At 72.7% G+C, this 13,664-nt stretch carries 10 protein-coding genes; 1 reads left to right on the top strand and 9 read right to left on the bottom strand.

The features are described from left to right. Window positions 1-213 precede the first annotated feature (213 nt). The 4 genes from OG432_RS15325 to mshD all read right to left on the bottom strand — a co-directional run bounded on the left by OG432_RS15325 (window position 214) and on the right by mshD (window position 5,125). Window positions 214-660 carry an NUDIX hydrolase gene (locus OG432_RS15325; protein ID WP_328311496.1) on the bottom strand — a complete coding sequence of 149 codons (447 nt, stop codon included), beginning with the start codon at window positions 658-660 and terminating at the stop codon, window positions 214-216. Next, window positions 657-1,700 carry a CHAD domain-containing protein gene (locus OG432_RS15320; RefSeq protein WP_328311495.1) on the bottom strand — a complete coding sequence of 348 codons (1,044 nt, stop codon included), beginning with the start codon at window positions 1,698-1,700 and terminating at the stop codon, window positions 657-659. The genes OG432_RS15325 and OG432_RS15320 overlap by 4 nt, the downstream gene beginning before the upstream one ends. Before the next feature lie 28 nt (window positions 1,701-1,728). Next, the gene (locus tag OG432_RS15315) at window positions 1,729-3,954 is read right to left on the bottom strand and encodes an RNA degradosome polyphosphate kinase (RefSeq protein ID WP_328311494.1); all 2,226 of its coding nucleotides are present in this window, start codon (window positions 3,952-3,954) and stop codon (window positions 1,729-1,731) included. 247 nt (window positions 3,955-4,201) lie between these two features. Continuing rightward, entirely contained in the window at window positions 4,202-5,125 is a 924-nt protein-coding gene (mshD, locus tag OG432_RS15310; protein ID WP_328311493.1) for a mycothiol synthase, read from the bottom strand. Window positions 5,126-5,302: 177 nt separating this feature from the next. Between mshD and OG432_RS15305 the strand changes: the two genes are divergently transcribed. Further along, window positions 5,303-7,117, top strand: coding sequence for a bifunctional metallophosphatase/5'-nucleotidase (locus tag OG432_RS15305; protein ID WP_328311492.1), 1,815 nt, complete (start codon window positions 5,303-5,305; stop codon window positions 7,115-7,117). Window positions 7,118-7,868: 751 nt separating this feature from the next. On the opposite strand, the gene OG432_RS15300 is transcribed toward OG432_RS15305, so the two are convergent. The 5 genes from OG432_RS15300 to OG432_RS15280 all read right to left on the bottom strand — a co-directional run bounded on the left by OG432_RS15300 (window position 7,869) and on the right by OG432_RS15280 (window position 13,603). After that, on the bottom strand, window positions 7,869-9,266 hold the full coding sequence (locus tag OG432_RS15300; protein ID WP_443058574.1) for a sensor histidine kinase: 1,398 nt from the start codon (window positions 9,264-9,266) through the stop codon (window positions 7,869-7,871). Window positions 9,267-9,271: 5 nt separating this feature from the next. Continuing rightward, on the bottom strand, window positions 9,272-10,003 hold the full coding sequence (locus tag OG432_RS15295) for a response regulator transcription factor (protein WP_328311491.1): 732 nt from the start codon (window positions 10,001-10,003) through the stop codon (window positions 9,272-9,274). A gap of 159 nt (window positions 10,004-10,162) precedes the next feature. Next, the gene (locus tag OG432_RS15290) at window positions 10,163-11,467 is read right to left on the bottom strand and encodes a S1C family serine protease (RefSeq protein ID WP_328311490.1); all 1,305 of its coding nucleotides are present in this window, start codon (window positions 11,465-11,467) and stop codon (window positions 10,163-10,165) included. A 147-nt stretch (window positions 11,468-11,614) separates the two neighbouring features. Next, window positions 11,615-12,637 (bottom strand): LacI family DNA-binding transcriptional regulator, encoded by a 1,023-nt coding sequence (locus OG432_RS15285; RefSeq protein WP_328311489.1) that lies wholly within the window; start codon window positions 12,635-12,637, stop codon window positions 11,615-11,617. Window positions 12,638-12,838: 201 nt separating this feature from the next. Next, on the bottom strand, window positions 12,839-13,603 hold the full coding sequence (locus OG432_RS15280) for a response regulator transcription factor (protein ID WP_443058391.1): 765 nt from the start codon (window positions 13,601-13,603) through the stop codon (window positions 12,839-12,841). Between the last annotated feature and the right edge of the window lie 61 nt (window positions 13,604-13,664).

Genomic DNA, 13,664 nt, shown 5'->3' with positions numbered 1-13,664 from the left:
GGCGGCGTGCGTTGGATGGGCGGTGAGGGCGGGATGCCGTGCACCGTGTAAGGCCGAAATTAGGCAGAACAGGTGAAGCCGTCGGCGGGGAAGAGTTAACGGAAGGTGAACCTCGGCGGGCAGTGCGGTGCCGACCGTTACCCGTTCGTGTTCAGGCGGCGTACAGAACCGGTTCTGCCCCCGGTACGCCAGGGGCGGGTGCGTTGTCTGAGGTCAGGCGGGGTGCGGCGCGTCGAGCAGCGCGAGCAGCAGCTGGCGGTCGCGGGGCTCGGTGAGACGGTGGTGGGCCGCCGCGGGGGTCAGCCACAGGAGCCGGTCGACCTCCGTGCTGGGTGCGAAATGCCCTTCGCCCGCCTCGGCGCCCCAGTACTCGACGCGCTTGGGGCGGCCCAGGTGGTCCGTGTAGTGGGCGGTGGGCAGCCGCACCCCGGGCACGCACGTGAACCCGGTCTCTTCGAGCACCTCGCGCAGCGCTCCGGCGAGCGGTTCCTCGCCGCGCTTCAACTTGCCCTTGGGATGCGACCAGTCGTCGTACTTCGGCCGGTGCACGAGGCAGATCTCGATGCCCCCGCCGGCGTGGTCGCGCGGGTCGTGCCGGCCGGCGCGGCGCCACAGGACGCATCCCGCGGCGAGGACGGTCGTGCCGGGTGCGGTGCTCATGACGCGGCCGTGGTCGCCGCGGGTGCTGTCGTCACCGCCACAGGCTGCCAGATCCGCTGGAAGGCGAAACGGGCCGCCTCCACCTCGTGGCGCTGATCGGCGTGCAGCACACCGAGCGCGTACGCCGTCGCCGGGGCGATGCGCGGGGTGCGGGCGGCGGCCGACGCGGCGGCCGCGGCCTCGGCGGCGTCGCGGTGGCGGTCCAGGGCCCGTCCCGCGCCCGGCAGCCGGGCGTCCCCGCCGGGCTCGTCGAGCGGGCGGCCCGCGGGCTCGGGATGCAGCACCTCTTGGGCGTACCGGTGCAGCCGGAGCAGGCGCCGCACCTGGTGCCAGGGGTGGTCCTGGCTTTCGCTCTGCTGGACCAGGGCCTCCGCGTTGTACGGCCGGGCCGCGCGGGCCAGCGGCAGCTCGGCCACCGCCCGCGCCAGCCGCTCCTCGGCGGCGAGCGCCGCCGGCGTCAGGACCTCCGCCGCCGGGGCCGCGGCGGCCACGGCGAGCGGTGCCTCGCTCGCGAGCAGCGCGACCGCGTCCGCCACGGCGTGGAACCGGGAGGAGCCGAGCGCCTGGAGGGCCGCCGAGTGGGCCCGGGTGCGCGCCGGTGTCAGCTGCCGGTCGAGCAGGGCGCCCGCGCGGGCGGCGCCCACCGCGAGGGTGCCCGTCGCCGGGGTGCCCCCCTCGGCGCGCGGTGGCGTCGGGCCACCGCCGGCGAGCCGGTGCAGGGCGTCGAGGAGGCGGGCCAGGCGGGCGGCGCAGGTGTGCTCGCCGCCCAACGTCGAGCTCAGCCAGGCGAGTTCGGTGCTCAGCCGGTCGGCCCAGGCCGCGTCGAGCAGTGGCCGGAAGGTGTGCAGGGTGGCGCCGATGCGGCGGGTGGCCGCGCACATCGCACGGGCCGCGCCCTCCGCGAGGTCGCCGTCGGGGCCCGCCTCGCGGTGCAGGCGCAGGCCGCGCAGGAACCCGCCCGCCTGCGCGTGGAGGTAGTGGGCGAGCGGCTCGCCGGCGGGACCTTGTCCCGTCACGGCTCCCGTCACTGCTCCCGTCACGGTTCCTGGCACGGTTCCCCTCACGTTCTCAGGGCGTTGCACGCCGGCGCCTCCGGGCGTCTATCAGCATCTCCTGCACGTTGCGCAGCGGCAGCCCGTCGGCGTCGGCCGCGTGCCGGGTCCAGCCTCCGTCGGCGCCCAGGTGCCAGGACGCGGTGGTCGGCGCCATGCCGGTCTCCAGGAGCCGGCCGAGGGCCGCGCGGTGGGCCGGGTCGGCGACCCGGACCAGTGCCTCGATGCGCCGGTCGAGGTTGCGGTGCATCATGTCGGCGCTGCCGATCCACACTTCGGGTTCGCCGCCGTTGCCGAAGGCGAAGACCCGGGAGTGTTCGAGGAAGCGGCCGAGGACGGAACGGACCCGGATGTTCTCCGAGAGCCCGGTCACCCCGGGGCGCAGGGCGCAGATGCCGCGGACCCAGACGTCGACGGGCACCCCGGCCTGCGAGGCCCGGTAACAGGCGTCGATGACGGCCTCGTCGACCATCGAGTTGACCTTGATGCGGACGTAGGCGGGGCGCCCGGCGTGCTGGTGGGCGGCCTCCTTGTTGATCCGCGCGATCAGGCCGTCCCGCAGGGACTTGGGGGCGACGAGCAGGCGCCGGTAGGTCTCGCGGCGGGAGTATCCCGAAAGACGGTTGAAGAGGTCGGAGAGGTCGGCGCCGACCTGCGGGTCGGCGGTCAGCAGCCCCAGGTCCTCGTACAGGCGGGCCGTCTTGGGGTGGTAGTTGCCGGTGCCGACGTGCGAGTAGCGGCGCAGGATGTCGTTCTCCTGGCGCACGACCAGGGACAGCTTGCAGTGCGTCTTGAGGCCGACGAGCCCGTACACGACGTGGCAGCCGGCCTCCTCCAGCTTGCGGGCCCATTTGATGTTGGCCTGCTCGTCGAAGCGCGCCTTGATCTCCACCAGGACCAGCACCTGCTTGCCCGATTCGGCGGCGTCTATCAGGGCGTCCACGATCGGGGAGTCGCCCGAGGTCCGGTACAGGGTCTGCTTGATGGCCAGCACGTCCGGGTCGGACGCCGCCTGTTCGAGGAAGGCCTGCACCGAGGTGGAGAAGGAGTCGTAGGGGTGGTGCAGGAGCACGTCGCGTTCGCGCAGCGCGGCGAAGATGTCGGGCGCGGACGCGGACTCGACCTCGGCGAGGTCGCGGTGGGTGCCCGCGACGAACTTGGGGAACTTCAGCTCCGGCCGGTCGAGCGCGGAGATCCCGAACAGCGCGGTCAGGTCGAGCGGCCCCGGCAGCGGGTAGACCTCGGCGTCCGAGACCTTCAACTCCCGTACGAGCAGGTCCAGTACGTACGGGTCGATGGACTCCTCGACCTCCAGACGCACCGGCGGTCCGAAGCGGCGCCGCATGAGTTCCTTCTCCAGGGCCTGGAGCAGGTTCTCCGCGTCGTCCTCCTCGACTTCGAGGTCCTCGTTGCGGGTCACCCGGAACATGTGGTGCGCGAGCACCTCCATCCCGGGGAACAGCTCCTCCAGGTGCGCGGCGATGACGTCCTCCAGCGGGACGTAGCGCTGCGGCGAGGCCTCCAGGAAGCGCGAGAGCAGCGGCGGCACCTTCACGCGGGCGAAGTGGCGGTGGCCCGAGACGGGGTTGCGCACCACCACGGCGAGGTTGAGCGACAGCCCCGAGATGTACGGGAAGGGGTGTGCGGGGTCCACCGCCAGCGGCGTGAGCACCGGGAAGATCCGCTGCCGGAACAGGGTGAAGAGGCGGGCCTGTTCCTTCTCGGTCAGCTCCGGCCAGCGGATCAGGTGGATGTTCTCGTCGGCGAGCGCCGGGGCGACGTCCTGCTGGTAGCAGGCGGCGTGGCGGGCCATGAGCTCGCGCGACCGGGTCCAGATCAGGTCGAGGACCTCGCGGGGCTGGAGGCCGGACGCGGAGCGGGTGGCGACGCCGGTGGCGATGCGGCGCTTGAGGCCCGCGACCCTGACCATGAAGAACTCGTCGAGGTTCGAGGCGAAGATCGCCAGGAAGTTCGCCCGTTCGAGGAGCGGGGTCGCCGGGTCCTCGGCGAGCTCCAGGACGCGCTCGTTGAACGCGAGCCAGCTGCGTTCGCGGTCGAGGAAGCGCCCCGAGGGCAGCTCGTCGCCCTCGCTCTCGTCCTCGTACGCGTCGAGGTCCGCGTCGATGTCCGGCTCCAGATCGGAGGCGACGGCGGCGAGCGTGTGCGGGCGGTGCGCGGCTATGGAGGCCACGGACGGCTGGGCGGTCTTGAGCGTGTCCTCGGCGCTGGGCTGCTGGCTCATGCCCCCATTGTTCCGCGCGACGGCCCCGTCCAGCGCGTCGGAGCGGGCGGGAGTGAGCGCCCGGGGGGCTCTGGGCGGGGGAACGGGTCCGTTCCGGGTGGCGGGCGCCGGCGGCTTCATTGCGTGAGCGTCGCAAGCGTGTCTGAATGGCTGGTTACGAGGACATGGCGCGCGGGAGAGCGGACCCGGGCCCCCGGGGGTCGCCGGCGCCCGGGGGGAGCCGCCCGCGGGGCCCGTGCGCGGCGGCTCAGGACTCGGCGCGGTACATCAGGTCCACCTCGTGCGTGACGAAGCCGAGGCGTTCGTAGACCGCGAGGGCCGCCGTGTTGTCGGCGTCGACGTAGAGCATCGCCGTCGGCAGGCCCTCGGCCGCGAGGTGGCGCAGGCCCGTCGCCGTGAGCGCCTTGCCGAGCCCGCCGCCCTGCGCGTCGGGCCGGATGCCCAGGACGTACACCTCACCCAGCCGCTCCTCGGCGTGCACCTTGGTCCAGTGAAAACCGACGAGCTCGCCGTCCTTCTCCGCGAGGAAGAACCCCTTGGGGTCGAACCACGGCTCGGCCTTGCGGTCGTCGAGGTCGCGCTGGGTGAGGGAGCCCTGCTCGGGATGGTGGGCGAAGGCGGCCGCGTTGACCGCGAGCCAGGCCGCGTCGTCCTCGCCCGGCGTGAACGTGCGCACGGTGACGCCCGCGGGCCAGCCGGGCTCGGCGATGTCGGCCTCGTTCAACGGGCGCCGCAGCTGGCGCAGTTCACGGAAGAGGGTCAGCCCGAGCACCTGCGCCAGATGGCGCGCGGCGGAGTGCCCGCCGTGCGCCCACACCCGCAGCCGCTTGCCGGTCGAGCCGAGCAGGGCGCTGCCCAGCGCGCGGCCGTGCCCGTGGCCGCGCTGAGCGGGGTGAACGACGAGCTCGGCGGCGGGCGCCTCGACGGGGTCGGTGTCCTCCACCTGGGCGTACCCGGTGAGCGTGCCGTCCACGGTCAGCAGAAAATGCCGCACGCCCTCGCGCCGGCCCCCGCGCAACCGCAGCCGCCCCTGCTCGGAAACGGCCTGCTGTCCGTCGGTGCGGGCGGCTTCGGCGAGGAGCTCGAGAACGGCCTGGGCCTGGGCGGGGCCGAGCTCGTCGAGCGTCTGGATGTCGCGGGTGGACGGGGTGGGGGAGGGTGCGTCTGTCATGGGTACGAGGGTACGGCGGGCCGCCCCGCGAGCCGGGTCGCGCGCGGTCGGGTGGCGTGAGCCGTACGCGGCCCACGGCAACCAGCTCGTGACCCGCGAACCCCTGTTGCGCTACGCGCGTTGACCATAGGCTGCGCCGGGACCTCACCGGACACTCACAGGGGACTCACAGACCACATGCCAGCGAAATCCCACGGGAAGCGTGCCGCCACACGAATGTGGGCGGGGGCCGCAGGACTTGCCACGGTCGGGGCGCTCGTCGCCGCGATGCCCGCCACCGCGCACGACCGCGGCCACGGACACCACCCGAAGCCGGACCGCACCGTCGATGTGCAGCTGCTCTCCTTCAACGACCTGCACGGCAACCTCGAACCCCCGGCGGGCTCGGCCGGCGCGGTGACGGAGCGCCGGCCCGACGGGACCACCGCGTCCGTGCCGGCCGGCGGCATGGAGTACCTCGCCACCTCGCTGCGCACCGCGCGCGCGGGCCATCCGTACTCGATCACCGCGGCCGGCGGCGACATGATCGGCGCGAGCCCGCTGTTGTCCGGGCTCTTCCACGACGAGCCGACCATCGAGGCGCTCAACAAGCTGAAGCTGGACGTCACGGCCGTGGGCAACCACGAGTTCGACGAGGGCGCCACCGAGCTCGCGCGCATGCAGAACGGCGGCTGCCACCCCACCGAGGGCTGCTACGAGAAGGGCAGGAAGTTCCGCGGCGCGGACTTCCCCTACCTCGCGGCCAACGTGACGAACGAGAAGACCGGCAAGCCGATCCTCAAGCCGTACACGGTGTGGAAGAAGAACGGCGTCAAGTTCGGCTTCATCGGGGTGACCCTCGAAGGGACCCCGAACGTCGTGACCGCGTCGGGCGTCAAGGGCCTCAAGTTCGCGGACGAGGTCGAGACGATCAACAAGTACGCCAAGGAACTCGACCGTCAGGGCGTCAAGTCGATCGTCGCGCTGATCCACGAGGGCGGCATGCCGTCGAGCGGCGCCTACAACGACAGCTGCGACAGCCAGGGCCCCGGCAGCGGGATCTCCGGCCCGATCGTCGACATAGCCAAGGGCATCACGCCCAAGGTGGACGCCCTGATCACCGGCCACACCCACCAGGCGTACGTCTGCACCATCCCGGACCCGGCGGGCAACCCGCGCATGGTGACCTCGGCGGCGTCGTTCGGCAAGCTGTACACGGACACGACGCTGACGTACGACCGGCGGACGAACGACATCGTGCGCACGGCGGCGAAGTCGCCGAGCTCGGGCAACCACATCGTCAGCCGTGACCAGCCCAAGGCCGCGGACATGACCCAACTCATCGCCCGATGGGGCAAGTTGGCGGCGCCGGTCGCCAACCGTCCGCAGGGCTACATCTCCGCCGACATCAACGGTCGCGGCTCGGACGCCCCCGAGAAGCCGCTCGGCGACCTGATCGCGGACGCGCAACTGGCCGGGCTCTCCGCCCCCGACAAGGGCGGCGCGCAGCTCGCCCTCATGAACCCCGGCGGCATCCGCTCCGACCTCGTGTTCAAGGCGGGCGGGAGTGAGGGGGACGGCGTCGTCACGTACGGCGAGGCGTTCACGGTGCAGCCGTTCACCAACATGATGAACGTGGTCGACCTTTCCGGGGCGCAGCTTCTTTCCGCGCTCCAGCAGCAGGTCAGCGGGGTGAACGCGGCCGACCCGAAGATCCTCCAGATCTCGAAGGGTTTGACGTACACGCTCGACCTGACGAAGACGGGGGCGGCGCGGGTCGTCGTCGACACGGTCAGGCTGAATGGGGTCGCGATCGACCCCGCGAAGACGTACCGGGTCGCGATGAACGAGTTCCTGGCGGGCGGGGGCGACGGGTTCCCGGCGCTGGTCGGCACGAACAAGGTGGTCGGGGCGTCGGACTTGGACGTCTTCGACGCCTACCTCGCGTCGAACTCGTCGGCGTCCACGCCGCTTTCGCCTCCGGCGCCGGGGCGGATCACGGTCCTGCGGTAGGCCGCGCGTGCCCCTGCGGGGCGGGCTGGGGGCGGGGAGCTTTCGCGCGGTTCGGCAGCGGGCCGCGGGTGGCTGCCCGCGCAGTTCCCCGCGCCCCTGGACTACTTGGCCGCCGGGCGGAACGGACATCCTCAGCCCGTCATGGGGGTCCCCCCTGGCCCTTGAGGCCTTGGGGGAGTTTGAGGACGAGCGCCCTTCAGGCGCGAACCGGGGTCTGGGGCGAAGCCCCAGGGCCTTCGGCTGCGGGCCGTGCCCGCTTCTCGCGCAGTTCCCCGCGCCCCTTGTGGGGCACCCGGTGCCGGGCGGTCGCGCCCGCCGGGGCGGAGCCGCGCAATGTCACAGCCCCGCGCCCCTGGGTGGGCTGCCCTGGGCAGGGTGTCCATCCTCGGCATCCTCAGCCCGTCATGGGGGTCCCCCCTGGCCCTTGAGGCCTTGGGGGAGTTTGAGGACGGGCGCCGTTCAGGCGCGAACGGGGTCTGGGGCGGAGCCCCAGGGCCTTCGGCTGCGGACCGTGCCCGCTTCTCGCGCAGTTCCCCGCGCCCCTTGTGGGGCACCCGGTGCCGGGCGGTCGCGCCCGCCGTGGCGGAGCCGCGCAATGTCACAGCCCCGCGCCCCTGGGTGGGCTGCCCTGGGCAGGGTGTCCATCCTCGGCATCCTCAGCCCGTCATGGGGGTCCCCCCTGGCCCTTGAGGCCTTGGGGGAGTTTGAGGACGAGCGCCCTTCAGGCGCGAACGGGGTCTGGGGCGGAGCCTCAGGGGGTTGTGGAGGGGGGCGGGGTTGGGGCGCCTGGGAGGGTCAGGGTGGCCAGGGTGCCGCCGCCGTCCGCCGGGGCGAGAGCCACCTCACCCCCCGCGTGCTGGATCGTGCGGGCCACGATCGAGAGGCCGAGCCCCGACCCGGGGAGCGCCCGCGCCGACGGCGAACGCCAGAAGCGTTCGAAGACGTGCGGCAGGTCCTCGGCGGGAATGCCGGGCCCCTGGTCGCGTACGGTCAGCGCCCCCCGGTCGAGGACGACCGTGATCGCCCCGTGCGGCGGGCTGAACTTCACCGCGTTGTCCAGGACGTTCACCACCGCCCGCTGAAGCGCCGCAGGCTCCGCCCGCACGTACCACGGCGCGAGTTCAGCCGTGATGGTCAGCTCGGGCCCGCGCAGCCGGGCCCGGTCGAGTGCGACCCGCGTGATGTCGTGCAGACCGACCACTTCGAGGGGCCCCTCGCGCACCGCGTCCGGCCGCGACAGCTCCTGCAAGTCCCCGATGAGGGCGGCGAGTTCGGACATCTGCGCCTTGACGGACGCCATCAGGGCCGCCCGGTCGGCGGGCGGAATGGCCCGCCCGGTCTCCTCGCTCCGGGCGAGCAGCTCGATGTTGGTGCGCAGCGAGGTGAGCGGTGTCCGCAGCTCGTGCCCGGCGTCCGCGATGAGCTGTGCCTGCCGGTCGCGGGAGGAGGCGAGCGCGGCGGTCATCGCGTTGAACGAGCGGGAGAGCCGGGCGATCTCGTCCTCGCCCTCGACGGGGATGCGCACCGTCAGGTCCTCGGTGCGGGCCACGTGCTCCACGGCCCCGGTCAGCTTGTCCACGGGCCGAAGACCGGTCCGCGCGACCCACAGTCCCGCCGCGCCGGCCGCGATGACCCCGATGCCGGCGAGACCGGTCAGGAGCAGGGCGAGCCGCTTGAGCGCGGAGTCGACCTCGGTGAGCGGGCGGGACAGCGAGACCGTCGCCCACCGCCCGGCGAACTCCTGGCGCTGGGTGTGCACCCGTACGTCCATGCCGCCGTCGGTGGTGCTGCTGTGCAGGCTCTCCGTCTTGAGGCCGCGGGCCACCGCGACGTCCTGCGGCATGACGCGTACAGGCGGCGAGTCCGGGGCCACGCAGCGGGTGCCGTCCGGCAGCACGACCTGGATGTACGCGAACGGCTTCTGCCCCGGCGGCAGGCTGCCCTGCGACATGCAGGACTGGAGCGCACCCTGCACCAGGCTGCTGGGCGCGCCGGTGTTGCGCAGTGTCGTGTCGAGTTCGGCGCCCAGCTGGGCGCGGGTCAGCAGCCAGCACGTCACCGAGACCGCCGCCACCGCCACCGCGACCGCCGTGGCGACGAGCATGGCGAGGCGGGAGCGGAGCGGCATCGCGCGGTAGCGGCGGACCAGACGGTTCACTCGGCGCCGCCCGGCCGGAGCGCGTACCCCACGCCCCGCACCGTGTGCACGAGCCGCGGTTCGCCGCCCGCTTCGGTCTTGCGGCGCAGGTACATCACGTAGACGTCGAGGGAGTTGGAGGAGGGCTCGAAGTCGAAGCCCCAGACCGCCTTGAGGATCTGCTCGCGCGTGAGCACCTGGCGGGGGTGGGTGAGGAACATTTCCAGGAGGGTGAACTCGGTGCGGGTCAGCTCGACGAGGCGGTTGCCGCGGGTGACCTCGCGGGTGGACAGGTCCATCCTGAGGTCGGCGAACGTCAGCACGTTCCCGGTGTCCTGACCGGCCGCGCCCGCGTCGGCCGCGTACGAGCTGCGGCGCAGCAACGCACGGATGCGGGCGAAGAGTTCGTCGAGTTCGAACGGCTTGACCAGGTAGTCGTCGGCGCCCGCGTCGAGCCCCGTGACCCGGTCGCCGACGGTGTCGCGCGCGGTCAGCATCAGGATGGGCGTGGTGGAGCCGCCCGCGCGCAGCCGGCGGGCCGCGGTGAGCCCGTCCATCCTCGGCATCTGGATGTCCAGGACGATCAGTTCGGGCTGGTACGCCTCCGCCCTGGTGAGGGCGTCGAGGCCGTCGACGGCGACCTCGGTGCCGTACCCCTCGAAGGCGAGACTGCGCTGCAGCGCCTCGCGGACGGCGGGTTCGTCGTCGACGATCAGGATGCGCTGCGGTTCGTCCTCGGCGGGGCTCATGAGCGGGTTCCTTCTTCTGTCTCTCTGCCGGCTCGGAACACCAGCCTCGCACGCGGACGGTGTGGCGCGGGACGGCTCGCTGCCCCGCGCCGGTGGGTGTCCGAGGTATCGGTGGTGACCGGTCGTCAGTAGCTGCCGGTCGTCAGTAGCTGCCGGCCGTCAGTAGCTGCCGCTGAAGGCGCCGCCGGAGCCGCCGCCGTCCTGGTTGCCGCTGCCGCCGGTGTCGGCGCCGCCGCTGCCGCCGCCGCGCAGGCTGGAGAGGTCGGACTTGACGGTGTTGACGGGGATGGCGAAGCCGAGCCCGACACTGCCGGCCGACGAACCGCTCGCGCTGCTCGAACTGGGCGAGTACATCGCGGAGTTGATGCCGATGATGTTGCCGTTCATGTCGATGAGCGCGCCGCCGGAGTTGCCCGGATTGAGCGAGGCGTCGGTCTGGAGCGCCTTGTACGTGGTCTTGGAGGAGCCGGTGTCGCCGTTGAACTGCTGCCCGCCGAACTCGAACGGCCAGCCGCCACCGCCACGCCCCTGGCCCTGGCCCTGCCCTTGGCCTTGCCCCTGCCCCTGTCCCTGGTCGCCCTGCTCCTTGGCGACGGTGACATCGCGGTCGAGTGCGGAGACGATGCCGCTGGTGACGGTGCCGGTGAGGCCCTCGGGGGAGCCGATGGCCACGACCTGGTCGCCGACCGCGATCTTGCTGGAGTCGCCGAGGGAGGCGGGCTTGAGGCCGCTCGCCCCGTTCAGCTTGATCAGCGCGAGGTCCTTGTCGGGGTCGGTGCCGACGACCTTCGCGGTGTAGCTCTTGCCGTTGCTGAGCTTCACCTTGACCGAGGTCGAGCCGGAGATGACGTGGTTGTTGGTGATGATCTCGCCGTCGGCGGTGACGATCACGCCGGCACCGGTCGACTCGCCCGCGTTGGACGTCGCGTTGATCTCGACGATGCTCGGCATGACGGCCTTGGCGACCCCGGAGACCGTGCCGTTGGTGCTGTTGGAGGCGTTGGTGCCGCTCACTCCGGCGCTGACCGAGGTGCCGTCGTTCTTGACGTAGTGCTCGACGAGGCTCGCGGTGCCGCCGCCTATCGCCGCCGCGATGATGGCGACGGCGGCGACGAGGCCGACCGACCGCTTGGCGCGGCGCGGCTTCGGGTCGCCCGCCTCGCCGCCGGCGAAGCGGGCGGTGCCGTCACCGCCGCCGTGGCCGCCGTCGTGGCCGCCGTCGTAGGAGTGGGCGGTGGTCGCGGGCTCGGGGTGCGCGCCGGCGCCCGGCCATCCGGTGGCGGCGGGACCGGTGTTCACCGGGGCGGGCGGGGTGGCCGGCCGGTACGGGGGAGGCGGCGGGTAGGCGGCCGCGTGGGCCTCGGCCTCTCGCCGGGCGTCGTCCTTGGCTCGCTGCCAGGACTCGTCAGAGTGGATCGGCTGCTGCTCGGGGTACTCGCCGCTGTGGCGGGGGCTCTCGGTCATGTCTATGACCTTCGCCACCGTTGATGAGAGCAGTCTGAGGACGGGGTAAGAAGCCCGGCAGAACCGCGTTTGCCCGAAATAAAGACGCCTCGCGGCGTCCGGCACAGCGGTCTTTCGGGGCCTCTCGGGGGCGGCCTCCCGGGCGGGTCAGCCGCAGCCGCAGGACCGGCGTACGACGAGCCGCGAGGGGAACTGCTTGAGACGTTCGCGGCGCGAGCCCGCGACCCGCAGCCCGTCGTCGAGGACCAGGTCCACCGCGGCCCGCGCCATCGCCGGCCGGTCGGAGGCGATCGTGGTCAGCGGCGGGTCGGTCAGGCCCGCTTCCTTGACGTCGTCGAAGCCGGCCACGGCCAGCTCGCCGGGCACGTCGATGCGCAGCTCGCGGGCGGCCCGCAGCACGCCGATCGCCTGGTCGTCCGTGGAGCAGAAGATGGCCGGGGGCCGCTGGGGCCCGGCGAGGATCTCCAGGGCCACCTTGTAGGCGTCGTACCTGTTGTACGGGGCCTGGAAGAGGCGTCCTTCGAGCGAGCGGCCGGATTCCAGCATGGCCCGGCGCCAGCCCTCGACGTGGTCGGCCACCGGGTCACCGACGGCCGGGGTGGACTCGACCCCGCCGAGGCAGGCGACGTACGCGTGGCCGTGTTCGAGCAGGTGGCGGGTGGCGAGCTGGGCGCCGCCGATGTCGTCGGTCACCACCGCCACGTCGTCGATCGCCTCGGGCCGCTCGTGCAGCAGCACCACCCGGGCGTCCCAGGCGTCGATCTCGGCGGCGGCCCGCTCGCTGGGACCCTGGCTGACCAGGATGAGCCCCGCGACCCGCATGCCGAGGAAGGCCCGCAGATAGTGGACCTCACGGTCGTCGACGTAGTCGGAGTTGCCGACCAGGACCATTTTTCCGCGCTCGGACGCGGCCTGTTCGACGGCGTGCGCCATCTCCGCGAAGAACGGCTGGCGCGCGTCCGGGACGATCATTCCTATGAGGTCGGTGCGCCGCGACGCCATGGCCTGCGCGACCCGGTCGGGCCGGTACCCCAGCTCCTTGATCGCGGCGAGGACACGCTCGCGCGTGGCCGGGGCGACCGGCCGGGGTCCGTTGTTGATGACATAGCTGACGACGGCGGTCGAAGTACCCGCAAGTCGTGCCACGTCGTCCCGCGTCACCTTGGCCACGCGCGGCAGTCTACGCGGGGTGACCCGTCTCTGGGCAGGCCGTATCGCAGGTCGTACCCCATGTGTGATCTACCCGCCCGGTCCCCGGGCCGACGGGGCGCGGGGAGCCGTGCGACGGCCCCCCGCCGGATCCCGCCGGCCCCTGTCCGGACGCCGCTGGACCCCGTCAGACCCCGCTGGACCGGCCGGTCCGGGGATCCGCTACCGCTTGGAGCGGGCCGCCGCTTGCTTCGCCTCCGCGGTGGCCGCGTCCACGACCGCCTTCGCCTTGGCGTCCTCGGAGGAACGCTCGGGCTTCTCGGGCGTCACGAAGCGGTAGCCGACGTTGCGCACGGTGCCGATCAGCGACTCGTGCTCGGGGCCGAGCTTGGCGCGCAGCCGCCGCACGTGGACGTCGACCGTGCGGGTGCCGCCGAAGTAGTCGTAGCCCCAGACCTCCTGGAGCAGCTGGGCGCGCGTGAAGACCCGGCCCGGGTGCTGGGCGAGGTACTTGAGCAGCTCGAACTCCTTGAAGGTCAGGTCCAGGACCCGGCCCTTGAGCTTCGCGCTGTACGTGGCCTCGTCGACCGAGAGGTCGCCGTTGCGGATCTCCATCGGGGAGTCGTCCGAGACGGCCTGCGCGCGGCCGGTGGCGAGCCGCAGCCGGGCCTCGACCTCGGCCGGGCCCGCGGTGTCCAGCAGCACGTCGTCGATGCCCCAGTCGGCGGTGACGGCGGCGAGGCCGCCCTCGGTCACGACCAGGATCAGCGGACAGCCGGGGCCGGTGGAGCGCAGGAGCTGGCACAGCGACCGCACGTGCGGCAGGTCGCGGCGGCCGTCGACGAGGATGACGTCGGCGCCCGGGGTGTCGACGAGGGCGGGGCCCTCGGCGGGCGCCACACGCACGCTGTGCAGGAGCAGGCCGAGGGCGGGTAGCACCTCCGTCGACGGCTGAAGGGCATTGGTCAGGAGCAGTAGGGAGCTCATCGCTCTCCTCCTACCCGAATGGTCCGCTTCGTATCGTGCACGGTTCGCTCGCCCATGACGT

Origin of the sequence: Streptomyces sp. NBC_00442 (assembly GCF_036014195.1) — a bacterium.
Lineage (GTDB): Bacteria > Actinomycetota > Actinomycetes > Streptomycetales > Streptomycetaceae > Streptomyces.
This window is presented reverse-complemented; position numbering and strand designations above follow the sequence as displayed.